Source organism: Luteimicrobium subarcticum (genome assembly GCF_002798015.1).
GTDB lineage: Bacteria > Actinomycetota > Actinomycetes > Actinomycetales > Cellulomonadaceae > Luteimicrobium > Luteimicrobium subarcticum.
The window spans coordinates 70,902-93,122 of the sequence record NZ_PGTZ01000012.1 but is presented as its reverse complement, the minus strand read 5'-3'; the positions used below and the strand labels follow the sequence as shown (position 1 = coordinate 93,122).

The 22,221-nt window shown below is 74.1% G+C and carries 21 protein-coding genes; 19 read left to right on the top strand and 2 right to left on the bottom strand.

Annotation, left to right across the window (positions count from 1 at the left end):
- Positions 1–2 precede the first annotated feature (2 nt).
- Together CLV34_RS14930 and mshC are read left to right on the top strand one after the other, a co-directional pair.
- A complete protein-coding gene (locus CLV34_RS14930) occupies positions 3–875 on the top strand; it encodes an undecaprenyl-diphosphate phosphatase (RefSeq protein ID WP_425436256.1) in 873 nt (290 codons plus the stop codon).
- Positions 876–921: 46 nt separating this feature from the next.
- Positions 922–2,289, top strand: a complete 1,368-nt coding sequence (gene mshC / locus CLV34_RS14925; RefSeq protein ID WP_100351110.1) for a cysteine--1-D-myo-inosityl 2-amino-2-deoxy-alpha-D-glucopyranoside ligase — start codon at positions 922–924, stop codon at positions 2,287–2,289.
- 40 nt (positions 2,290–2,329) lie between these two features.
- Here the strand turns inward: mshC and CLV34_RS14920 are convergent, their stop codons facing one another.
- On the bottom strand, positions 2,330–3,187 hold the full coding sequence (locus tag CLV34_RS14920) for a PAC2 family protein (protein WP_100351109.1): 858 nt from the start codon (positions 3,185–3,187) through the stop codon (positions 2,330–2,332).
- A gap of 127 nt (positions 3,188–3,314) precedes the next feature.
- On the opposite strand from CLV34_RS14920, the gene CLV34_RS14915 reads away from it, so the two are divergent.
- Positions 3,315–4,046, top strand: a complete 732-nt coding sequence (locus tag CLV34_RS14915) for an HAD family hydrolase (protein ID WP_245859275.1) — start codon at positions 3,315–3,317, stop codon at positions 4,044–4,046.
- 33 nt (positions 4,047–4,079) lie between these two features.
- Here the strand turns inward: CLV34_RS14915 and CLV34_RS14910 are convergent, their stop codons facing one another.
- On the bottom strand, positions 4,080–4,916 hold the full coding sequence (locus CLV34_RS14910) for a RecB family exonuclease (RefSeq protein WP_100351108.1): 837 nt from the start codon (positions 4,914–4,916) through the stop codon (positions 4,080–4,082).
- Between the two features lie 205 nt (positions 4,917–5,121).
- On the opposite strand from CLV34_RS14910, the gene CLV34_RS14905 reads away from it, so the two are divergent.
- The 16 genes from CLV34_RS14905 (at position 5,122) to CLV34_RS14830 (ending at position 22,181) form a co-directional block, all read left to right on the top strand.
- Positions 5,122–6,318: a site-2 protease family protein gene (locus CLV34_RS14905; protein ID WP_157803874.1), complete on the top strand. Its 1,197-nt coding sequence runs from the start codon at positions 5,122–5,124 to the stop codon at positions 6,316–6,318.
- Between the two features lie 11 nt (positions 6,319–6,329).
- Positions 6,330–7,388 (top strand): tRNA (adenine-N1)-methyltransferase, encoded by a 1,059-nt coding sequence (locus CLV34_RS14900; protein ID WP_100351107.1) that lies wholly within the window; start codon positions 6,330–6,332, stop codon positions 7,386–7,388.
- Positions 7,389–7,526: 138 nt separating this feature from the next.
- Positions 7,527–9,230, top strand: coding sequence for a proteasome ATPase (gene arc, locus CLV34_RS14895; RefSeq protein ID WP_211289471.1), 1,704 nt, complete (start codon positions 7,527–7,529; stop codon positions 9,228–9,230).
- A gap of 79 nt (positions 9,231–9,309) precedes the next feature.
- A complete protein-coding gene (gene dop / locus CLV34_RS14890; protein WP_100351147.1) occupies positions 9,310–10,920 on the top strand; it encodes a depupylase/deamidase Dop in 1,611 nt (536 codons plus the stop codon).
- 118 nt (positions 10,921–11,038) lie between these two features.
- Positions 11,039–11,230, top strand: coding sequence for a ubiquitin-like protein Pup (locus CLV34_RS14885; protein WP_100351105.1), 192 nt, complete (start codon positions 11,039–11,041; stop codon positions 11,228–11,230).
- Between the two features lie 6 nt (positions 11,231–11,236).
- Positions 11,237–12,163, top strand: coding sequence for a proteasome subunit beta (prcB, locus tag CLV34_RS14880; RefSeq protein ID WP_100351104.1), 927 nt, complete (start codon positions 11,237–11,239; stop codon positions 12,161–12,163).
- Positions 12,160–12,882: a proteasome subunit alpha gene (gene prcA, locus CLV34_RS14875; protein WP_100351103.1), complete on the top strand. Its 723-nt coding sequence runs from the start codon at positions 12,160–12,162 to the stop codon at positions 12,880–12,882. The genes prcB and prcA overlap by 4 nt, the downstream gene beginning before the upstream one ends.
- 14 nt (positions 12,883–12,896) lie before the next feature.
- Positions 12,897–14,258, top strand: coding sequence for a Pup--protein ligase (gene pafA, locus CLV34_RS14870; protein WP_100351102.1), 1,362 nt, complete (start codon positions 12,897–12,899; stop codon positions 14,256–14,258).
- A 66-nt stretch (positions 14,259–14,324) separates the two neighbouring features.
- Positions 14,325–15,359: an FKBP-type peptidyl-prolyl cis-trans isomerase gene (locus CLV34_RS14865; RefSeq protein WP_100351101.1), complete on the top strand. Its 1,035-nt coding sequence runs from the start codon at positions 14,325–14,327 to the stop codon at positions 15,357–15,359.
- Positions 15,360–15,467: 108 nt separating this feature from the next.
- Positions 15,468–16,238, top strand: a complete 771-nt coding sequence (gene hisF, locus CLV34_RS14860) for an imidazole glycerol phosphate synthase subunit HisF (protein WP_100351100.1) — start codon at positions 15,468–15,470, stop codon at positions 16,236–16,238.
- A gap of 78 nt (positions 16,239–16,316) precedes the next feature.
- Complete coding sequence (locus CLV34_RS14855) at positions 16,317–16,922, top strand: tyrosine-type recombinase/integrase (protein WP_100351099.1); 606 nt, start codon at positions 16,317–16,319, stop codon at positions 16,920–16,922.
- 99 nt (positions 16,923–17,021) lie between these two features.
- Positions 17,022–17,897, top strand: a complete 876-nt coding sequence (locus tag CLV34_RS14850; RefSeq protein WP_100351098.1) for an alpha/beta fold hydrolase — start codon at positions 17,022–17,024, stop codon at positions 17,895–17,897.
- A gap of 4 nt (positions 17,898–17,901) precedes the next feature.
- Positions 17,902–19,440, top strand: a complete 1,539-nt coding sequence (locus CLV34_RS14845) for a carboxylesterase/lipase family protein (protein ID WP_100351097.1) — start codon at positions 17,902–17,904, stop codon at positions 19,438–19,440.
- 67 nt (positions 19,441–19,507) lie between these two features.
- Positions 19,508–19,900 (top strand): phosphoribosyl-AMP cyclohydrolase, encoded by a 393-nt coding sequence (hisI, locus tag CLV34_RS14840; protein ID WP_100351096.1) that lies wholly within the window; start codon positions 19,508–19,510, stop codon positions 19,898–19,900.
- Positions 19,897–21,507, top strand: a complete 1,611-nt coding sequence (locus CLV34_RS14835; RefSeq protein ID WP_100351095.1) for an anthranilate synthase component I — start codon at positions 19,897–19,899, stop codon at positions 21,505–21,507. Before hisI ends, CLV34_RS14835 begins: the two co-directional genes overlap by 4 nt.
- Positions 21,504–22,181: a Trp biosynthesis-associated membrane protein gene (locus tag CLV34_RS14830; protein WP_100351094.1), complete on the top strand. Its 678-nt coding sequence runs from the start codon at positions 21,504–21,506 to the stop codon at positions 22,179–22,181. Before CLV34_RS14835 ends, CLV34_RS14830 begins: the two co-directional genes overlap by 4 nt.
- Positions 22,182–22,221: the final 40 nt, after the last annotated feature.

Below are 22,221 nucleotides of genomic sequence, written 5' to 3'. Positions count from 1 at the left end.
CGATGTGGCAAGCAGTCCTCCTGGGTCTCGTGCAAGGCCTCACCGAGTACCTCCCGATCTCCTCGAGCGCGCACATCCGGATCGTCGGTGAGCTCATCGGGGCGGACGACCCGGGCGCCGCGTTCACCGCGATGATCCAGATCGGGACCGAGCTCGCGGTGCTCCTGTACTTCCGGCGCGACATCCGGCGGATCTGCGTCGCCTGGTGGCAGGCGCTGCGCGGGCGCGACGGCACCGACCGCGCCGCCCGGTTCGGCGCCCACGACCCCGACGCCCGCATGGCCTGGTACATCGCGCTCGGGTCGCTGCCGATCGTGATCCTCGGGCTCGCGTTCCAGGACGCGATCGAGTCGCACTTCCGCAACCTGTACCTCATCGCGCTGACGCTCATCGTGTTCGGCCTCGTCCTCGGCTGGGCCGACAAGCGCGGGGCGCACGCCCGCCCCCTCGGCGACCTCACGCCGCGGCGAGCGACCGCGTTCGGCTTCGCCCAGGCGCTCGCCCTGATCCCGGGCGTGTCGCGCTCGGGCGGCACGATCACCGCCGGCCTGCTCATGGGCTTCACGCGGGAGGCGGCGGCCCGCTACTCGTTCCTGCTCGCGATCCCCGCGGTCCTCGGCTCGGGCCTGTTCGAGCTCGCGAAGGCCGTCGGCGGCGACCACCCCGCCGGCACGCCCGGTCTCGGGGTGACGCTCGTCGCGACGATCGTGTCGTTCCTCGTCGGCTACGTCGTCATCATCGGGTTCCTCAAGATCATCTCGATGTTCTCGTACAAGCCGTTCGTGGTGTACCGGGTGGTCGTCGGCCTGCTGGTCCTCCTGCTGCTCGTGACGGACGTGCTGCAGCCTGTGGGCTCGCTCGCGGGCGCCGTCTGACGGACCTGCCGTCCGGTCCGTCCGGGCTGCCACCTAGACTGACCGGGTGCACGCCTGGCCCGCCCCTCAGATCCCGGACCTGCCCCCCGCCGACGAGCCGCACGTGGTCCGCGTGCACGACTCGTCGTCCCGCGCCCTCGTCGAGGCCGCGCCGGGGCAGCACGCCACCCTCTACGTCTGCGGCATCACGCCGTACGACGCGACCCACCTCGGTCACGCGGCCACCTATGTCGCGTTCGACCTGCTGGGCCGTGCCTGGCGCGACGCCGGCAAGACCGTGACCTACGCGCAGAACGTCACCGACGTCGACGACCCGCTGCTCGAGCGCGCCACTGCCACCGGCGTGGACTGGCGCCGGCTCGCCGTCGAGCAGACCGCGCTGTTCGCCGAGGACATGGCCGCGCTCGGCGTCGTCCCGCCGGACGTGTACCGCGGGGTCGTCGAGACGATCGACGAGGTCGCGTCCGCCGTCTTGGCCCTCCTCGCCTCGGGTGCCGCGTACCGCGTGCCCCTCGAGGACGGCGCCGGGGGAGACCGCCCCGACCTCGGCGACGTGTACGCGGACCTGTCGGCCGACCCGCGGTTCGGTGACGTGGCACACCTCGACGACGACACCATGCGCGCCCTGTTCGCCGAGCGCGGTGGCGACCCGGACCGCCCCGGCAAGCGGCACGTGCTCGACCCGCTCCTGTGGCGGCGCGAACGCCCCGGCGACCCCGCCTGGGAGGCCGGCGACCTCGGGACCGGGCGCCCTGGCTGGCACGTCGAGTGCGCCGTGATCGGACTCGACGGCCTCGGAGCCGGGTTCGACGTGCAGGGCGGGGGAGCCGACCTGCTGTTCCCGCACCACGAGATGTCCAGCTCGCACGTGCGCTCGCTCGTCGCCGCGTCCCGTGACGGTGGGGACGGAGCCGGCACGACCCGTGACCCGGCGCACGCCGCAGCGCGCGTCAACCTGCACGCGGGTCTCATCGCCTACCAGGGCGAGAAGATGAGCAAGTCGCTCGGCAACCTCGTGCTCGTCTCGCGGCTGCGCGCCGAGGGGCACGACCCCGCCGCGATCCGGCTCGGGATCCTCGCCCACCACTACCGCACCCCGTGGGAGTGGACCGACGCCGTCCTGGAGCGGGCCGAGGCGCGTCTGGACCGCTGGCGCGCCGCCCTCGCGGGCAACGGGGGCCCCGACGCGTCCGCGACCCTCGCCGCCGTGCGGGCCGCCCTCGCCGACGACCTCGACGCCCCCACCGCGCTCGCCGCCGTGGACGCGTGGGCCGACCGTGCCCTCGCGCCGCGGGCCGACGGTGCGGACGGTGACGGGGGTGCCGACGGTGCTGAAGCCGCTGCCGGCTGGGACGAGGGCGCCCCCGGCGTCGTCGCCCGCACGGTCGACGCGCTGCTCGGCGTCAGGCTGTGACACGGGCGCCCGTGCGCCCTGTGCGGACGTCCGAGCGACCTCAGCCCGGGCGACCGTCTCCGCTGTCGCGGCGACGCAGGTAGCGCTCGAACTCGCGGGCGATGGCCTCGCCGCTCGCCTCCGGCAGCTCCTCGGCGTCCTTCGCCTCCTCGAGCTGGTGCACGTACTCGGCGATCTCCGAGTCCTCCTGCGCGAGCTCGTCGACGCCGTGCTGCCACGCCTCCGCGTCGGCGGGCAGGTCGCCGAGCGGCACCGGCTCCGAGAGCAGGTCCTCGACCCGGGTGAGGATCGCGAGGGTCGCCTTGGGCGACGGCGGGTTCCCGACGTAGTGCGGCACCGCGGCCCACAGCGACACCGACTGGAGCGCGTGCTCGCTCGCCGCGTGCTGCAGCACCCCGACGATGCCCGTCGGGCCCTCGTAGGTGCTCTGCTCCACGTCGAGGACGGCCTGCATGCCGACGCTCTCCGACGTCGCCGTGAGCGGGATGGGGCGCGTGTGCGGGACGTCCGCGAGCAGGGCGCCCAGCGTCACGACCGTCTCGACGCCCAGCCGGTCCGCGTGCGCGAGCAGCTCGCGGCAGTAGGCGCGCCACCGCATGGACGGTTCGATCCCGTGCACGAGCACGACCCGGCGACCCGATCCCGGGACCTCGGCGACGGAGACCGTCGTCGACGGCCACGTGAGGATCCGGCGGCCGTCGTCGTCCGCGGAGACCTGCGGGCGGTTGACCTGAAAGTCGTAGTAGTCCTCGGGGTCGAGCTCCGCGACCTGCTCGGCTCCCCACACGTCGGCGAGGTGCTCGACGGCGGCGGTCGCGGCGCCACCCGCGTCGTTCCAGCCCTCGAACGCGGCGATCATCACGGTGCGGCGGGCCTGCTCGGGCTCATGCTGGCTCATCGGACCAGCCTAGGGGCACGCCAGGCCCGGTGGGTGGCGCCGCGGCCCGCGTTCGCGCAGAGCGCGAGGGTCGTCCGGATGCGCGCGCGGCGCCGGGGCGCTCGCCGCCCGCACCTACGATGGAACGGTGAACCCCACCGCCTCGGAGTCCCTGACCGACCCTGCCCGCACGACGCCCGCACCGCCGCGGCGGCTCGCCGCCGTGCTGTGGGACCTCGACGGCACGCTGGTCGACTCCGAGCCCTACTGGATCGAGGCGGAGACCGAGCTCGTCGCCGAGCACGGCGGCACGTGGACGCACGACGACGCCCTCGGGCTCGTGGGGCGGCCGCTTCTCGAGGCGGCGACGATCCTCGCGGAGCGCGGTCCGGTCCCGCTCGCCCCGGGGCAGATCGTCGAGCGGCTGGTCGGCCGGATGGTCGCGCACCTGCGCGCGGCCGTGCCGTGGCAGCCCGGCGCGTGGGACCTCCTGCACGCGGTGCGAGCTGCTGGCGTGCCGCAGGCCCTCGTGACCATGTCCTACCGGGTCCTCGCCGACGCGGTCGTCGACGCGCTGCCCGCGGGCACCTTCGACGCCGTGGTGTGCGGCGACGAGGTCGAGCGCGGCAAGCCGGACCCGGAGGCGTACCTCACGGCCGCGTCGCTCCTCGGGGTCGACCCGGCGGACTGCGTCGCGGTCGAGGACTCGCCCGGCGGCATCCGGTCGGCGCTCGCGTCCGGGGCGCGCACCGTCGGCGTGCAGGTGGTCGTGCCCGTCGAGCCGCGTCCCGCGCTCACTCGCCTCGCGGCCCTCACCCAGCTCGACCTGGACCTGCTGTCGCGCGTGGCGTCCGGCGAGGTCGTCGACCTCCTCGCCTGAGCGCTCGGCCGCCCGGAGGACCGCTCGCCGCGCTCAGCCCGGGGCGACCCCCGTCGCCCGCAGCGAACCCTCGACCGGGTACGGCGGAGGCGTCCCGTCGAACTCGGGGCAGTGCGCCTGGTGGGCGCACCACCCGCACAGCGCGGACCGGCGCGGCGGGAACTCGCCGGCGCGGGCCATCGTGGTGATGCGCGACCAGACGTCCCGGACCTTGGTCTCGGTCGCGACGAGCGACTCCGCGGTCGGCTCGGCGCGCAGCACCTGCCCGTCACCCAGGTAGACGAGCTGGAGCATGCGGGGCAGGACGCCCGTCTCGCGCCACCACACGAGGGCGTAGAAGCGCATCTGGAACTCGGTCGAGCCCGCGTACGCGGGACGTGGAGACTTGCCCGTCTTGTAGTCGACGACGCGCACCTCGCCGCCCGGCGCGACGTCCAGGCGGTCGACGATGCCGCGCAGCAGCGGGCCGTCGTCGAGCTGCGTCGAGACCGCCAGCTCGCGCGAGCGCGGCTCGAGCCGGTTCGGGTCCTCCAGCGTGAAGTACGTGCCGAGGAGGTCTCCGGCCCCCGCGAGCCAGGTGTCCAGCCCGGCCGCGTCGGCGACCAGGTCCGCGTACTCGGGCCGCGCCTCGCGCAGGCGCTCCCACGCGGGGCCGAGCAGCTCGCGCGCCCGCTCCACGGTCCGCGCTCCGGCGGGCTCGTCGAAGATCTTCTCGAGCACCGCGTGGACGAGCGTGCCGCGAGCCGCGGCCGGGCTCGGCGGCTCGGGCAGCCGGTCGATCGTCCGGAACCGGAACAGCAGCGGGCACTGCAGGAAGTCGTTGGCGCGCGAGGGCGAGAGCGACGGGACGCGGGGGGTGCTCCCGGTCATGGTGCCAGCGCTCGTCTCGGTGCTGGTGTCGGTGGTGGCAGTGCTGGTGGAAGTGCTGGTGGAAGTGCTGGTGGAAGTGCTGGTGCTCGGCATCACGTCCGTGACCCTACGACGGGCCACCCACGGTGCGGTGAGCGTCCACAGGGCCGTCCGCGGCGCAGGGTGCCCTGCCGGGACGCCCAGCGGGCGCGGCTACGCTGCCCGCGTGACCTCCGACGACCGTCCGTCCGGCCCGCCGACCCCCGCGAGCCGGCAACGCGCCGCCCCGGCCGAGCCCCGGACGAAGGGCTGGGTCGTCGCCCGGCTCGCGGGCGCGCCCGTCATCATCACCCCGAGCTGGTTCGTCGCCGCGATCGCCCTCACGCTGCTCTACGCGAACACTGTGGGCGCGGGCCGTCCGTGGCTCGGCACGACGAGCGTGTACGGCGTGGCCCTCGCGTTCGTCCTGCTGCTGTTCGCGTCCGTGTTCCTGCACGAGGTCGCGCACGCCTACGTCGCGCGGGCCCGCGGTCACGAGGTCCGCGAGCTCGCGCTGACGCTCTGGGGCGGGCACACCGCGTACACGGGCGGGGTGGGGCGACCGCTCGACGCGTTCCTCGTGGCCGTCGTGGGACCGGCGACGAACCTGGTGCTGGCCGGTGCGTTCTGGGGCGTGTTCCAGACCACCGACCCGTGGGGCGTCCCGGCGATGCTGCTCTACGCCGGCGCGTTCTCCAACCTGTTCGTGGGGGTCTTCAACCTCCTGCCGGGTCTGCCGCTCGACGGCGGCCAGGTGCTCGAGTCGGGCGTCTGGGCCGTCACGGGCGACCGGGCGCGCGGCACGGTCGCCGCCGGGTGGATCGGGCGCGTCGTGGCCGTCGGGATCGTCGCGTGGGCGGTGCTGCCGCGCCTCTCGCGGGGTGAGGACATCGACCTCACGACGGTCGTGTGGAGCACCCTGATCGCCGCGTTCCTGTGGTCCGGGGCCACGCAGGCGGTCCGGCAGGGGCGCGCCCGCATGGCGATCGCGACCCTCGCCGTGACCGACCTCATGGTCCCGGCGGTCACCGTCCCGGTGACCGCGACCGTCGAGGACGCGCGCCGCAGCGTCGTGTCGACCCACGCGATGGTCGTCGTGGACGCCGCGGGCACCGCCGTCGCGGTCGTCGAGCCCACCGCCCTGTCCGCCGTCCCGGTCGACCAGGCGTCACGCACGCCGCTCTCGGCGACCTCGATCCCGCTCCCGCCCGGCCCGGGCGTGCCCGTCACGGCCCGCGGCGCCGACGTCCTCGACGCCGTCGCGGACCGGGGTGGCGACGCACCCGTCGTGCCGGTGACGGACGGGGTGCGGGTCGTGGGGGTCCTCCCGGTCGGAGCGGTCGTCCAGGCGGTCCGCGCCGTGACGGAGGGCCGGCGCGCCTAGACTGGTCGCCCGTGACCAGCGAGCAGCCCCCGACCGACCGTCCCGCCCCCGCCCGCGAGCCGTCGGCCACGCCCGACGTCCAGGACGGCCCCACCGGCGCCACGCTCCGGCGCGGCCCGTTCCGGGTGGGCGACCGCGTCCAGCTCACCGACCCGCGCGGCCGGCTGCACACCATCACGCTCGAGCCCGGCGGCTCCTTCCACACGCACCGCGGCTACTTCACGCACGACACGCTGATCGGCGCGCCCGAGGGCACCGTGGTGACGAGCTCGGGCGGCACCGACTACGTCGCGATGCGGCCCCTGCTGGCCGACTACGTCCTGTCCATGCCGCGCGGCGCCGCCGTCGTGTACCCGAAGGACGCGGGCCAGATCGTCACCATGGCCGACATCTTCCCGGGGGCACGCGTCGTCGAGGCGGGCGTCGGCTCGGGCGCTCTCACGCTGTCGCTGCTGCGCGCCGTCGGCGACGGCGGGCACGTGCACTCGATCGAGCGCCGGGAGGACTTCGCCGCGATCGCCCGCGGCAACGTCGAGGCGTTCTTCGGCGGCCCGCACCCGGCGTGGGACCTGCGGGTGGGCGACCTCGCGGACCGGCTGCCCGACGTGGCGGAGCCGGGGACCGTCGACCGCGTCGTCCTGGACATGCTCGCGCCTTGGGAGAACGTGGCGGCCGTGGCCGAGGCGCTCGTGCCGGGCGGCGTGCTGGTCTGCTACGTCGCCACGACGACGCAGCTCTCGCGCCTCGCGGAGGACGTGCGCGACGACGGCCGCTTCACCGAGCCGACCGCCTGGGAGACGATGGTCCGCGGCTGGCACCTCGAGGGTCTGGCCGTGCGCCCCCAGCACCGCATGATGGGTCACACGGGCTTCCTGCTGACCACGCGCCGGATGGCTGACGGCGAGGTCGTGCCGGAGCGCAAGCGTCGTCCGGCCAAGGGTGCGTACCCCGTCCAGGACGGGGAGGCGACGCCCGAGTGGACCGAGGAGGACCTGGGCGAGCGGCCCGTGTCGGACAAGAAGATCCGTCGGGTGCGCCGCAGCGTGGGGCAGGCGCCCGAGGCGGGCTGAGCCGCCGGCGGGAGCCCGCGACGGGCGCATGTGACCTGTGCCACGTTCGCCACGATTCGGTGACGGTGCGGTGCGTACGTCGCCCGCATGTCGTCGGCTCGGTCTAGGGTCGAGACCTGCCGACCCTGGGAGGACGACATGACCGACGCGCCCTACCGCGACCCGTACCGTCCCGAGCGGGGTGAGGACCGTCGCGACCAGCAGCTCGCGCTCCTCGCCGCCAAGAACGAACGGCTCGTCGGGGCGCTCACGGCCGCGCGCGACCAGATCGTCGAGCTCAAGCGCCAGATCGACGAGCTCGCCAAGCCCCCGGGAACCTACGCCGTGTTCGTCGCCGCGCACGCGGACGGCGGCGTCGACATCATGTCCGCGGGCCGCAAGATGCACGTGGGGGCCAGCCCGGCGCTCGACCTCGCGTCCCTGCGGCCGGGCCAGGAGGTCAAGCTCAACGAGGCCATGACGGTCGTCGAGGCGGGTGCCTACGAGGTCACGGGCGAGCTGGTGACCGTCAAGGAGCTGCTCGGCGCGGACCGGGTGCTCGTCGTGGGCCGTGCCGACGAGGAGCGCGTGGTGCGCCTCGCGGGGTCGCTCGTCGCGCAGGGTGCGGACACCGTGCGGGTCGGCGACTCGCTGACCGTCGACACGCGTGCCGGCTTCGTCTACGAACGGATCCCGAAGTCCGACGTCGAGGAGCTCGTCCTCGAGGAGGTCCCCGACATCGGGTACGCCGACATCGGTGGCCTGGGCCCCCAGATCGACCAGATCCGCGACGCGGTCGAGCTGCCGTTCTCGCACCCCGACCTCTTCCGCGAGCACGGCTTGCGCCCGCCCAAGGGTGTCCTGCTCTACGGGCCGCCCGGGTGCGGCAAGACGCTCATCGCGAAGGCCGTCGCGAGCTCGCTCGCACAGATGGTGGCCGACCGGCGCGAGGCCGAGGGCGGCGAGAGCGTCCCGGCGACCGCCGAGGGTGCCTCGGTGCGCAGCTACTTCCTCAACGTCAAGGGGCCGGAGCTGCTCAACAAGTACGTCGGTGAGACCGAGCGGCACATCCGGCTGATCTTCGCCCGGGCGCGCGAGAAGGCCAGCCAGGGCATCCCCGTCGTCGTGTTCTTCGACGAGATGGAGTCGCTGTTCCGCACGCGCGGCACGGGCCTGTCGTCGGACGTCGAGACCACGATCGTCCCGCAGCTCCTCGCCGAGATCGACGGGGTCGAGCGGCTCGACAACGTCATCGTGATCGGTGCGTCCAACCGCGAGGACATGATCGACCCGGCGATCCTGCGCCCGGGGCGCCTCGACGTGAAGATCCGCATCGAGCGTCCGGACGCCGAGGGCGCGGAGGAGATCTTCGGCAAGTACCTCACGACCGACCTGCCGATCCACGCCGACGACCTGGCCGAGCACGGCGGCGACCGGGCGGCGGCTGTCGACGCGATGATCGCGGCGGTCGTGGAGCGCATCTACTCGGAGTCCGACGAGAACCGCTTCCTCGAGGTGACGTACGCGTCGGGCGACAAGGAGGTCCTCTACTTCAAGGACTTCAACTCGGGCGCCATGATCCAGAACATCGTCGACCGGGCCAAGAAGTCCGCGATCAAGGACCTGCTCGCGACGGGCCAGCGCGGCCTGCGGGTCGAGCACCTGCTCGCGGCGTGCGTCGACGAGTTCAAGGAGAACGAGGACCTGCCGAACACGACCAACCCGGACGACTGGGCGCGCATCTCCGGCAAGAAGGGCGAGCGCATCGTGTTCATCCGCACGATCGTCCAGAACAAGGACGGTCAGGGCTCCAAGGCGGCACGGACGATCGACACGGTCACGAACACGGGGCAGTACCTCTGACGGTGTCTCACGGGCGGGCCGGCGCGGAGTGCGCCGGCCCGCCCGCGGTTAGGGTGACGTCGTGACCGTGCGCCGCGTGATGGGGATCGAGACCGAGTACGGCGTCCTGCAGCCGGGCCGCCCGTTCGCCAACCCGATGCTCCTGTCGAGCCAGGTCGTCACGACGTACCGGGCGCTGTCCGCGGTCGGTGGCGGTCGCGGCACGAAGACCCGCTGGGACTACGACGACGAGGACCCGCTGCACGACGCGCGGGGGTTCCACCTCCAGCGCGCGTCGGCGCACCCGTCCCTCCTGACGGACGACCCGGACGCGCCCGCCGCACCGGGCCCCACCGCGGGCGCCGACCATGCCGAGGGCGCGACCGAGCACCTCGAGCGCCCTGAGGTCGAGGAGTACGACGACCCGAGCGCCGCCAACGTCGTGCTGACGAACGGCGCCCGGCTGTACGTCGACCACGCGCACCCGGAGTACTCGTCGCCCGAGGTCACCGGCCCGCTCGACGCCGTGCGGTTCGACGTGGCGGGCGAGCGCGTCATGCTGGCGTCGGCGCGCGAGCTCGCGGCGTTCCCGGGCGGCGAGGTCGCCCTGTACAAGAACAACGTGGACGGCAAGGGCGCGAGCTACGGCTGCCACGAGAACTTCCTGGTGCGCCGTGACGTGCCGTTCGCACTGCTCGCCGAGCTGCTCATCCCGTTCCTCGTGACGCGCCAGGTGTACGCGGGCGCGGGTCGCGTGGGAATCGGCACGGTGGGGCAGGAGACCGGTTTCCAGCTCTCGCAGCGTGCCGACTACATGGAGGCCGAGATCGGCCTCGAGACCACGCTGCGGCGCCCCATCGTCAACACGCGCGACGAGCCGCACGCGGACCGGCAGCGGTGGCGCCGCCTGCACCTCATCGTCGGCGACGCGAACATGCTCGAGGTCGCGACCTACCTCAAGCTCGGGGCGACGAGCCTCGTGCTGTGGGTGATCGAGCACCTCGACGGGCTCCCGGGCGCGCAGGCACGCCTCCAGGGCCTCCGGCTGGCCGACCCGGTCGAGGACGTCCGCCGGGTGAGCCGCGACCTGACGCTCGGCGCGCCGCTCGACCTCGCGGACGGGCGCCGGCTCACGGCGCTCGAGGTCCAGCGGGAGTACCTGGACGTGGTCGCGGGCGCGCTGGACGCGCTGGGCACGGACGACCAGACGGTGCCGGTGACCACGCGGTGGCGCGATGTGCTCGACGGCCTCGCGGGCGACCCGTTCTCCGTCGCCGGGCAGGTCGAGTGGGTCGCCAAGCTGCGCATCCTCGACGGTCTGCGCCGGCGCGACGGCCTCGACTGGGACCACCCGCGGCTCGCGGCGACCGACCTGCAGTGGTCGGACGTCCGTCCTGAGCGCGGGATCTACCACCGGCTGCTCGCGAAGGGCGCGGTCGAGCGCGTCGTGGGGGAGCAGGACGTGGCGCGCGCCGTGCACCACCCCCCGCACGACACGCGAGCGTTCTTCCGCGGCGAGGTGATGGCGCGCTACGGCGACCACGTGTCGGCGGCGAGCTGGGACTCGATCATCTTCGACGTCCCGGGCGCCCCGTCGCTGCAGCGGGTGCCGATGCTGGACCCGGCGCGCGGCACGCAGGAGCAGGTCGGTGCCCTGCTCGACGCGAGCCCGGACGCGGCGACGCTCCTCGCGGGTCTGTCGTCGTCGTGAGCGGGTCGCGGGCCCGCTGAGGGGCCGAGGGCCCCGTGAGGACTAGGCTGGGACGGACGCAGGGCAACGGGGTCGCCGCGGCACGACAGGCACGGCGACCCGACGACGAGGAGGCGACATGGCTGGTCAGGAACACCAGGAGGTCCGTCGGGACGACGACCTGCCGGACGACGACGCTGCCACGCCGGCGCCGCCTGCCCCGCAGGCGCAGGACTCCGACGTCGACGCGCTGCTCGACGAGATCGACGACGTCCTCGAGTCGAACGCGGAGTCGTTCGTGCGCGGGTTCGTCCAGAAGGGCGGGCAGTAGGACCCGATGACGACCGAGCACGGCGCGCGGCTGCCGCACACGTTCACGACCCCGGGGTCGTCCTCCTTCGTCGAGTTCCTCGCGTCGCACGCGCCGCACGTGCTGCCGGGCAGCCGGCCGCTGCCGGCGGGTGACGCGTCGTTCGCGGGCGGGGCGTCGCACGAACGCTCGGTGCACGCGACGACGATCGTCGCGGTGACGTACGAGGGCGGCGTCGTGATGGCGGGCGACCGTCGCGCGACGGCGGGCTCGATGATCGCGAGCCGCGAGATCGAGAAGGTCTTCCCGGCGGACGAGTTCTCCGCGGTGGGCATCGCGGGCTCCGCGGGTCTGGCCCTCGAGCTCGTGCGGCTCTACCAGCTCGAGCTCGAGCACTACGAGAAGCTCGAGGGCACGCTGCTCTCGCTCGACGGCAAGGCGAACCGCCTGTCGACGATGATCCGGTCGAACCTCGGGCTGGCGATGCAGGGCCTCGCGGTCGTGCCGTTGTTCGCGGGCTTCGACCTGGACCGTGACGAGGGTCGGATCTTCTCGTACGACGTCACGGGCGGGCGCTACGAGGAGCACGACTTCCACTCGGTGGGGTCGGGCTCGGTGTTCGCACGCGGCGCCCTGAAGAAGCTGTGGCACGGCGGTCTCGACGTCGACGGCGCCGTGCACGTCGCGGTCGAGGCCCTGTACGACGCCGCGGACGACGACTCGGCGACGGGCGGCCCGGACACGGTCCGCCGGATCTGGCCGGTGGTCGCGGTGGTCGACCAGGACGGGTACCGGCGTGTGCCGGACGACGACCTGGCGGCGCTCGCGGACGAGATCGTGGCCGACCGCGGCGTGTCGGAGCGTCGGGCGCGGCCTGCCGGTCGCCGGAGCTCGGCGACCAACCCGGACGCCGAGCCGCACGCCCCCGCCGACGCGACGGGAGACCTCGCATGAGCATGCCGTTCTACGTCTCGCCCGAGCAGCTCATGAAGGACCGGGCGGACTACGCCCGCAAGGGCATCGCCCGGGGCCGTTCCGTCGTGGTGCTGCAGTACGACGAGGGCATCGCGTTCGCGACGGAGAACCCGTCGCGCGCGCTGCACAAGATCTCGGAGATCTACGACCGGATCGCGTTCGCCGCGGTCGGCAAGTACAACGAGTTCGAGAACCTGCGGGTGGCCGGGGTCCGGTACGCCGACCTGCGGGGCTACTCGTACGACCGGGCGGACGTGAACGCGCGCGGCCTGGCGAACGCGTACGCGCAGACGCTCGGCACGGTGTTCACGACCGAGTCGAAGCCGCTCGAGGTCGAGCTCGTGGTCGCGGAGGTCGGCGCGACACCCGCGGACGACCAGATCTACCGCCTGTCGTACGACGGCTCGGTGGCGGACGAGCACGGGGTCGTGGCGATGGGCGGGCAGTCCGACGAGCTCGGCGAGCGCCTGCGCGCCGAGTGGCGCGAGGGGATGACGCTGCCGGAGGTCCTCGACCTCGCGACGCGCGTGCTGGGCGGGGGGAGCGAGGGCGACCCCGTGGCGCCCGCGCACCTCGAGGCCGCGGTGCTCGAGCGGGGCAGGCCGCGCCGGTCGTTCCGGCGGCTCGCGCCCGCGACGCTGACCGCGCTGCTCGGGGCGCTCGCGCCGCCGGCCGCCGAGCCGACCGAGAACTCCTGAGAGGGGACCGCGCCATGGACCGACGGATCTTCGGCCTCGAGACGGAGTACGGCGTCACGTGCGCCGCGGACGACGGGCGCGGGCTGTCCGCGGACGAGGTCGCGCGGTACCTGTTCCGCAAGGTGGTCGCGTGGGGGCGTTCGTCGAACGTGTTCCTGCGCAACGGCTCTCGGCTGTACCTCGACGTGGGTTCGCACCCCGAGTACGCGACCGCGGAGTGCGACGACGTGCGCCAGCTCGTCGCGTACGACCGGGGCGGTGAGCGGATCCTCGAGGGCCTCGTGGAGGACGCGCAGCAGCGTCTCGAGCACGAGGGGCTGCCGGGCCGCATCCACCTGTTCAAGAACAACACGGACTCGGCGGGCAACTCGTACGGCTGCCACGAGAACTACCTGGTGCGCCGGCAGGGCGACTTCGCGCGCCTGTCGGACGTGCTGGTGCCGTTCCTCATCACCCGGCAGGTGCTGACGGGCGCGGGGAAGGTCCTCACGACGCCGCGCGGCGCGACGTTCACGCTCTCGCAGCGCGCGGACCACATCTGGGAGGCCGTCTCGAGCGCCACGACGCGTTCGCGCCCCATCATCAACACGCGCGACGAGCCGCACGCCGACGCGGAGAGCTATCGCCGGCTGCACGTCATCGTGGGCGACTCGTCGATGGCGGAGCCGACCACGCTGCTCAAGGTCGGGGCGACCGACCTCGTCCTGCGCCTCATCGAGGCGGGGATCCCGATGCGTGACCTGGCGCTCGAGAACCCGATCCGCGCGATCCGTGACATCTCGCACGACGTCTCGGGCAAGGCGCCGGTCACGCTCGCGAACGGCCGGACGGCCACCGCGATCGACCTGCAGTCCGAGTACTTCGAGCGGGTGCGCGACCACGTCGACGCGCACGTCACCCTCACCCCCGTGCTCAAGCAGGTCCTGGACCTGTGGGAGCGGGGCCTGCGGGCGCTCGAGTCGGGCGACCTGTCGCTCGTGGACCGTGAGCTCGACTGGGTCATCAAGCTCAAGCTGATCCAGCGGTACCAGGCCAAGCACGACCTGCCGCTGTCCGACGCGCGCATCGCACGGCTCGACCTGGCATACCACGACATCTCGCGCACCCACGGCCTGTACAACCTCATGGCGCAGCGCGGCCTCGTCGAGCGGGTCGTCACCGACCTCGAGACGTTCGAGGCCACGGCGATCCCGCCGCAGACGACGCGCGCCAAGCTGCGCGGCGACTTCGTCCGCAAGGCGCAGGAGGCCCGCCGCGACTACACGGTCGACTGGGTCCACCTCAAGCTCAACGACCAAGCGCAGCGCACCGTGCTGTGCAAGGACCCGTTCCGCAACGTCGACGAGCGCGTGGAACGGCTCATCGAGTCGATGTGAGGCAGCGGCCGGCGCCGGGGCAGGACGTCTCAGCGCTCGCGCAGCGGGTCCGGCTACCCTGACCCGGTGCTGCCCACCCTGCGAACCGGATCCCCGACCGACCGTCCCGGAGGTCGCGGGAGCGCCGCCCGCACCGTGACCGCCACGGTCGCGCTCACGGTCGTCGGGGCGCTCGCGCTGGCCGGGTGCGAGGCCGACCGGCGTGCCGCCGAGGGCACGGCCCCGAACGTCACGCAGGACGACGTCGTCGTCAGCGGCACCGCCTGGCTGCCCCCGCAGCTGTCCTACGCGGCGCCGCTGACCGTGACGGGGTCGCGCCGCGAGACCGTCTGGCAGGGCCTCGGGCCGACCGTGCACGACGGCGACGTCGTGGTGCTGGACACGTACGCCGAGGACGGCCGGACCCGCAAGGTCGTGTCGAACACGTGGGCCGCCGCCCCCCGGCCCGTCCGCGTCTCGCAGCGCACGCTGGGCAGCGAGCTGCGCACGCTCGTCGTCGGCAAGCCGTCGGGGTCGCGCTACCTGGACGTCGCGCAGAGCGACGGGGTGCCGCTCGTCTCGACCGTGGACGTGCTGCCGGGCCGGGCCGTGGGCGACACCGTCCCGCAGGACCCGGACGTGCCGCAGGTGAAGCGCGCCGACGACGGGACCCCGACGGTGACGATCCCGAAGAAGGCGAAGGCGGGGGACGACCTCACGGTGCTCCCGCTCATCAAGGGCTCGGGACCGCAGATCGAGGCGGGTCAGCTCGTGACGGTCCAGTACACGGGCGTGGTGTGGTCGACGGGCAAGACGTTCGCCTCCACGTGGGGCGACGACCAGCTGCCCGCGAACGTCCGGATCGGCGTCGGCGACGTCATCGAGGGCTGGGACCAGGGCCTGCTCCAGGTGCCCGTGGGCAGCGAGGTGCTGCTGGTCGTGCCGCCGTCGCTCGGCTACCAGGACACGGCGTCGAAGCTCGCCGACCAGACGCTCGTGTACGTGGTCGACATCCTCGACGCGCACGACCCCGGGATCGGCCCGGAGCCGGGCTCGACCGTGTCCCCGACACCGGCGCCCACCGCGGGGGGCGCGACGTCGAAGGGCGCGTCCGCACCGTAGCCGGTCGTGCCTGGCGCGTCGTCGAGCGGGTACCGTCGGGCTCGGCCGGGTCCGTCGGAACCCGCCCGGCCCGCAGCCCCCGGTCCACCACACAAGGAGCCTCCTGCCGTGACCGTCGCCGTCCGTGTGATCCCGTGCCTCGACGTCGACGCCGGCCGGGTGGTCAAGGGAGTGAACTTCGAGAACCTGCGGGACGCGGGCGACCCGGTCGAGCTGGCCGCACGCTACGACCAGCAGGGCGCGGACGAGGTGACCTTCCTCGACGTGTCGGCGTCGTCGGGGGACCGCGAGACCACCTATGACGTGGTGCGGCGCACGGCGGACCAGGTGTTCGTCCCGCTGACCGTGGGCGGCGGGGTGCGGGCGGTCGAGGACGTCGACCGGCTGCTCCGGGCGGGCGCCGACAAGGTGGGCGTGAACACGGCGGCGATCGCGCGGCCGGAGCTGCTCTCCGAGATCGCCGACCGGTTCGGCAGCCAGGTGCTCGTGCTGTCGGTGGACGCGCGCCGCGTGCAGGGCGACGTGCGGACCGACAGCGGGTACGAGGTGACGACGCACGGCGGCCGGCGCGGGACGGGCCTGGACGCGGTCGCGTGGGCGGCGCGCGCCGTCGAGCTCGGCGCGGGCGAGGTGCTGCTCAACTCGATGGACGCGGACGGCACGTACGAGGGCTTCGACCTCGAGATGCTCGGTGCGGTGCGTCCCGAGGTCGCGGTGCCGCTCATCGCGAGCGGGGGAGCGCACCGTGTCGAGGACTTCGTGGCGGCGGCGCGTGCGGGCGCGGACGCCCTGCTCGCGGCGAGCGTGTTCCACTTCGGCCGGCTCACGGTCGCGGACGTCAAGGCGGGGCTGCGCGACGCGGGCGTCGTGGTGCGCTGAGCGCACGGACACCTCGAGTGCGGCCGTGACCGCGTGTCGAGTCGAAATACTGTGCCAAGCGCGCCGTAGGCTCCTCCCATGACCGACGAGCCCGGAGACCACGACGAGGCCGCCCCGGAGCCGGCGTCGGCCGCGTCGCGCGCCTACCCGCGCCCCACGGTCGATCTCGACGAGGCCGAGTGGGTGTGGCGCGACCTCGCGTCGCGCACCTCCCGCGTCCCGGTGCGGCACGAGGAGGTCAGGCTCGCGGTGATCGCCGGTCTCGCGCGCTGCACGGGTGCGCGCTACGGCGACCTGCTGCGCGTCACGGTCGACGACGTCGACCTCGACGACCATCAGGCCGGGTCGGTGCTCGTCCGGCACGGCAAGCACCGCGTCGAGCGGCGGCACGAGCTCGACCCGGGCGTCGTGGTCGTGCTGCGGCGGTGGGCCGAGGTGCGGGCCGAGCTGTGCGCCGAGCTCGAGGGTTCCCCGCCGCGTGCGCTCCTGCTCACCGTCCACCACACCCACGTCGACGGGGTCACGGTCGCCAAGGGGCTGCCCATCACCGCGCAGGGCCTCGTCCTGTCGTGGCGGCGCTACGTGCACCGGACGGCGGCGGAGCAGGGCGGCCGTCGTCGTCCCCTGCCGACCCGGTTCGAGCAGGTCAGGCGTGCGTGGGTGGCGGCCCGTGCCGAGGTGTGACGCGCCCGGCGCGGGGCTAGCGTGGGCGCTCCGGGCGCACGCCCCGGGACGCACGGCGTGAGCCGGCAGGAACGATCAGGATCGGGTGTGGGAGCAGCGATGGACGGCACGGACGACGGGCCCGAGCGCCGCACCCTGGTCGACCGCCACGGGGTGAGGGTCGTCGAGCACGTCTGGGAGGCGCCCGCGCCGCACGCGGTGGTGTACCTGTCCCACGGCGTGGGGGAGCACGCGCGCCGGTACGACCACGTGGCGCGCGCGCTGCGGGCGGGCGGGTACACGGTCGTCGCGGACGACCACCTCGGCCACGGCGAGACCGGCCTCGGCGACCGCGGGCTCGGGCACCTGGGCCGCGGCGGCAACAAGGCGGTGTTCGACCAGGTGGAGGACGTCGCCCGGTCGGTGCGCGCCACCTGGCCGGGCCTGCCGGTGGTCGCGCTCGGGCACTCGTGGGGCTCGCTCATCGTGCAGAAGCTCGTCGCGCGCGACCCGGCGCTGTACGACGCCGTGGTGCTCACGGGCACGTCGCTCGCGATGCCCGGGGTGATCAACGGCGGCGACCTCAACAAGCGGTGGCGGGCCGAAGGTGCCACCGGGTTCGAGTGGTTGTCGCGCGACCCGGAGGTGGCCGTGTCGTTCCGTGACGACCCGCTGACGTTCGACGTCAACGCGATCCCGCCGTACACCAAGGTGCAGATGCTCCAGCTGCTCGGGCGCCCACCGCGCGACCTGGGCCGGCGGCACGACCTGCCCGTGCTCGTCCAGGGCGGTTCGGAGGACTCGCTCGGCGGCGTGCGCGGCATGACGCGTCTCGTCGCGTCGTTGCGCGGGCGCGCGGGGCTGAGCGACGTGTCGCTCATGATCTACCCCGGCGCCCGGCACGAGGTGTTCAACGAGACCGTCAAGGCCGAGGTCCTCGCCGACCTCGTGAGCTGGCTCGACTCGCGCTTCGCGCAGGACCGCACCCGGCGGTGACCTCGTGGTCTTCCGGGTCGACACCAGCCGTGGCGCTCTCCTGGGCGAGAGCGACGGTCCGGCGCGCGTGTGGCGCGCGATCCCGTACGCGGCACCGCCGACGGGCGAGCGGCGCTGGCGGCGTCCCGAGCCGGCACGTCCTTGGTCGGGGATCCGCGACGCGAGCCGGTTCGGCGCCGCCTGCCCCCAGGTGCGGCCGCGCTCCGGCGGCGGCGTCGCCCCCTCGTTCCCGCGCGACGAGGACTGCCTGACCCTCAACGTGTGGGCCCCCGCAGACGCATCCGACGGCCCGTACCCCGTCGTGGTGTGGGTGCACGGGGGAGCGTTCGTCGCGGGGGCGTCGTGCCTCGACGACTTCAACGGGTCGGCGCTCGCCGCGCTGGGCGCCGTGGTCGTCACGGTGAACTACCGGCTCGGCGCGTTCGGGTTCGTCGACCTGTCCTGGGCGTCGGCGACCGGTGCCGAGAGGGCCGGCCCGGTGTTCGACGCGAACTCGGCGCTGTGGGACGTGGTCGAGGCGCTGCGCTGGGTCCGCGACGAGATCGCGTGCTTCGACGGCGACCCCGCGTGCGTGACGCTCATGGGGGAGTCGGCGGGCGGCACGCTCGTCACGAGCCTGCTCGCCGCACCGCCGGCACGCGGGCTGATCCACCGGGCCGTCGCGCTGAGCCCCGCGGTGGCCGCGGTCTACTCCGCGGCTCGCATGCGCCGGTACGCCCAGCGCCTCCTGGGGCTCGTCGGCGCGGACGTCGACCGGCCGGGCACCTGGCGCGACGTCCCGGCGGACGCGCTCGTCGCCGCGGCCTGGACGCTGCTCGAGGAGGTCGACGAGCACGACACCGGCACGATCGCGTTCGCGCCCGTCACGGACGGCGACCTGCTGCCCGAGCCGCCGGTCGACGCGGCGCTGGGTGGTCGGACCGCGCCCGTGCCCCTGCTCGTCGGCACGACCCGGAACGAGGCGCTGCTGTTCGTGCGCGCGCGACCGAAGATCCTCCCCGTCGACGTCGACCGCATGGACCGGGTGCTGGACTCGCTCGCGCGCCAGGGGGGCCGCCCCGGGGACTCGGTCGCCTTCCGCGACGTGCTCGCCGCGGCCTATCCGGGCTACCCGGCGCGCTCCGCGCTGCTCGACCTGGCCGCCGACTCGACCTTCCGCATCCCGACCACCCGGTTCGCCGACGGGCACTCCCGGGTCGCCCCGGTGTGGATGTACCGGTACGACTTCGCGACGCCGTCGGAGCGCATGGCGCGGCTCGACGCGACGCACGGTACCGAGATCCCGCTGGTGTTCGACACGCTCGACGCACCCGTCGGGCGGCTCATCGTCATGCTCGGGGGACGGGCGGCCGCGGAGCGGCTCGGCGCCCGCATCCGTGCGCACCTCGTGGCGTTCGCCCGCACGGGCCGCCCGGAGTTCGGGTGGCCGCGCTACGAGCCCTCCGGCCGGACGGTCCTCGTGCTGGACCGCGAGCTGCGGATCGCGCGCGACCCGGACGGCCGGCGCCGGCAGGCGTGGGACGGTATCGAGTTCCTTCGGTAGCCCAGGCGCGTGGCAAGATTCGGGGGTGTCTTCCACCAGCCCCGACCCTCGCCGGTCCGACCCCTCAGTGGCGGGCGGCGGCAGCGCGCTGGACCCGGCCGTGGCGGCGCGCCTCAAGCGCGACGACGCCGGTCTGGTCGCCGCGATCGTCCAGCAGCACGACACGGGCGACGTCCTGATGCTCGGCTGGATGGACGACGAGGCGCTGCACCGCACCCTCACCTCCGGGCGCGTGACGTTCTGGAGCCGTTCGCGCGGCGAGTACTGGCGCAAGGGCGACACGTCGGGCCACCGGCAGTACGTGCGCTCCGTGTCGCTCGACTGCGACGGCGACGCGCTGCTCGTGCGGGTCGACCAGGTCGGCGCGGCGTGCCACACGGGCACGCGCACCTGCTTCGAGGCGGGCGGCGACCTGGGCGCCGTCGTCGGCACCCGCGACCCGAGCGGGGAGGACGCATGACCGAGGTCCGTGCCACACGTGCCACCGGGATCGACTGGGGCACCACGTGGCCGTCCGCGGACGGCTTCCGCGAGCTCGCGAAGGACCGACGTGTCGTTCCCGTCGTGCGCCGTCTGCTCGCCGACGACGTGACGCCCGTGGGGCTCTACCGGGCGCTCGCGGCGTCGCGGCCCGGCACGTTCGTGCTGGAGTCGGCCGAGGTCGACGGCTCGTGGGCCCGCTACTCGTTCGTGGGCGTCCGCTCGCGCGCGACGCTGACGTCCGTGGACGGGCGAGCGGCGTGGTCGGGCGACGTCCCCGTGGGCGTGCCCGCCGAGGGCGACGTGCTCGACGTGCTGGACGCGACGCTCGAGGCCCTGCGGACGCCGGCGGTCGAGGGGCTGCCGCCGTTCACCGGCGGTCTCGCCGGGGCGCTCGGCTGGGACGTCGTGCGGCACTGGGAGCCGACGCTGCCACGTCTCGCGCCGGACGAGCTCGGCGTGCCCGAGCTCACGCTGCTCCTCGCGACCGACCTCGCGGTCGTCGACCACGTCGAGGGCAGCGTCTGGCTCGTCGCGAACGCGATCAACTTCGACGACACCGACGAGCGCGTCGACGAGGCCTACCTCGACGCGGTGGCCCGGCTGGACGCGATGCAGGCCGACCTCGTCGCGGCGGGGGGCGGTGCGGGCGCGCCGTTCGTGCTCGCGGACCTGCCCGAGCCCGAGCTCGAGTTCCGCACGAGCCGCGAGGACTTCGAGGCCGCGGTCGTCGCCGGCAAGGAGGCGATCCGCGAGGGCGAGGTCTTCCAGGTCGTCGTCTCGCAGCGCATCGACGTGGACTGCCCGGCGTCGCCGCTCGACGTGTACCGCGTGCTGCGCACGGTCAACCCCAGCCCGTACATGTACTACTTCGAGCTCGCGGACCACGACGGCCGCCGGTTCGCGGTGGTCGGCTCGAGCCCCGAGACCCTCGTCAAGGTCACCGACGGGAACGTCATGACCTACCCCATCGCGGGGTCGCGACCCCGCGGTGCCACCCCGGCCGAGGACGTCGCCCTCGGCGAGGAGCTGCTCCAGGACGCCAAGGAGCTCGCCGAGCACGTCATGCTCGTGGACCTGTCGCGCAACGACCTGGTGAAGGTCTGCGAGCCGTCGTCCGTCGAGGTCGTCGAGTTCATGGCGACCAAGCGGTTCAGCCACATCATGCACCTGTGCTCGACGGTCACCGGGACGCTGCGCCCGGGCGCCACCGCGCTCCAGACGCTCGTCGCGACGTTCCCCGCGGGCACGCTCTCGGGCGCCCCGAAGCCGCGCGCGATCGCCCTCATCGACGAGCTCGAGCCCGCGCGCCGCGGCGTGTACGGCGGGACGGTCGGCTACTTCGACTTCGCGGGCGACATGGACATGGCGATCGCGATCCGCACCGCCCTCATCCGGGACGGCCGGGCGAGCGTCCAGGCGGGCGGCGGCATCGTCGCCGACTCGGTCCCGGCGCTCGAGTACGCCGAGTCGCGCAACAAGGCCGCGGCGCCCGTGCGTGCGGTCCAGATCGCGGCGCGCCTGCGAGCCGCGACGGACCCGACGACCGGTCCGACGACGGACGCGACCCCGGTGCCGACGGCATGAGCCGCCGCGTCGGGCTCACCCGTCTGGACCGTCGTACGAGCGTCCTGACGCTGCTGCTGCTCGGTCTCCTCGCGCTCGGCACGGCCGTGCCGACCTGGCTGACGTCCGCCGGTTCCACCGCCATCTCCGCGCACGTCGCCGTGACGGTCGCGGGCACCAAGGCCGCGCCCGGCGTCGCGGCGGGCGCCCTCGTCGTGGCGGCCGGAGCGCTCGCGCTCGGGATCGTGGGCCGGCTCGGCCGGTACCTCGTGCCGGTCGTCACCGCCGTCGCAGGCGTCGTCGTGACCGGCGCGGCCGTGGGCGTCCTGCGCGACCCGCGCCCCGTCGCGGTGCGCGCCGCCGCCGACACGACCGGCGTCACCGTGCTCATCGAGCCCGTGCACGTCAGCGTCTGGCCGTGGCTCACGGCCGTCCTGGGCGTCCTCGTCGTCGTCGTCTCCGTGCTCGCCCTCGTGGGAGCGCGCACCTGGACGTTCTCGACGCGTCACGAGCGCGCGGGCACGGTCGCGCCCCCGACCGCCGCCGCCTCCACGGCCTCGGGGACCGCCGACACCGCCCCGGGTGCCGGCGACGGCGACGGTGGGAGCGCTGACGCGATCGACGCGGACGACCACCACGCCGTCTGGGACTCGCTGAGCCGTGGCGAGGACCCCACGGACCGACCGGACGCCTGAGCGGCCGTCCGATACCCTGCTGTACACCACCGAAAGGCGA

What these genes read in the sequence shown, in the direction of transcription:
- prcB (WP_100351104.1), top strand. Translation starts at nt 11,237, where the DNA reads ATGACGACCGAGCACGGCGCGCGGCTGCCGCACACGTTCACGACCCCG.
- CLV34_RS14920 (WP_100351109.1), bottom strand. Translation starts at nt 3,187, where the DNA reads ATGAGCCAGCATGAGCCCGAGCAGGCCCGCCGCACCGTGATGATCGCC.
- CLV34_RS14885 (WP_100351105.1), top strand. Translation starts at nt 11,039, where the DNA reads ATGGCTGGTCAGGAACACCAGGAGGTCCGTCGGGACGACGACCTGCCG.
- CLV34_RS14855 (WP_100351099.1), top strand. Translation starts at nt 16,317, where the DNA reads ATGACCGACGAGCCCGGAGACCACGACGAGGCCGCCCCGGAGCCGGCG.
- dop (WP_100351147.1), top strand. Translation starts at nt 9,310, where the DNA reads ATGGGGATCGAGACCGAGTACGGCGTCCTGCAGCCGGGCCGCCCGTTC.
- CLV34_RS14830 (WP_100351094.1), top strand. Translation starts at nt 21,504, where the DNA reads ATGAGCCGCCGCGTCGGGCTCACCCGTCTGGACCGTCGTACGAGCGTC.
- CLV34_RS14910 (WP_100351108.1), bottom strand. Translation starts at nt 4,916, where the DNA reads ATGACCGGGAGCACCCCCCGCGTCCCGTCGCTCTCGCCCTCGCGCGCC.
- CLV34_RS14850 (WP_100351098.1), top strand. Translation starts at nt 17,022, where the DNA reads ATGGACGGCACGGACGACGGGCCCGAGCGCCGCACCCTGGTCGACCGC.
- CLV34_RS14835 (WP_100351095.1), top strand. Translation starts at nt 19,897, where the DNA reads ATGACCGAGGTCCGTGCCACACGTGCCACCGGGATCGACTGGGGCACC.
- arc (WP_211289471.1), top strand. Translation starts at nt 7,527, where the DNA reads ATGACCGACGCGCCCTACCGCGACCCGTACCGTCCCGAGCGGGGTGAG.
- pafA (WP_100351102.1), top strand. Translation starts at nt 12,897, where the DNA reads ATGGACCGACGGATCTTCGGCCTCGAGACGGAGTACGGCGTCACGTGC.
- CLV34_RS14930 (WP_425436256.1), top strand. Translation starts at nt 3, where the DNA reads ATGTGGCAAGCAGTCCTCCTGGGTCTCGTGCAAGGCCTCACCGAGTAC.
- prcA (WP_100351103.1), top strand. Translation starts at nt 12,160, where the DNA reads ATGAGCATGCCGTTCTACGTCTCGCCCGAGCAGCTCATGAAGGACCGG.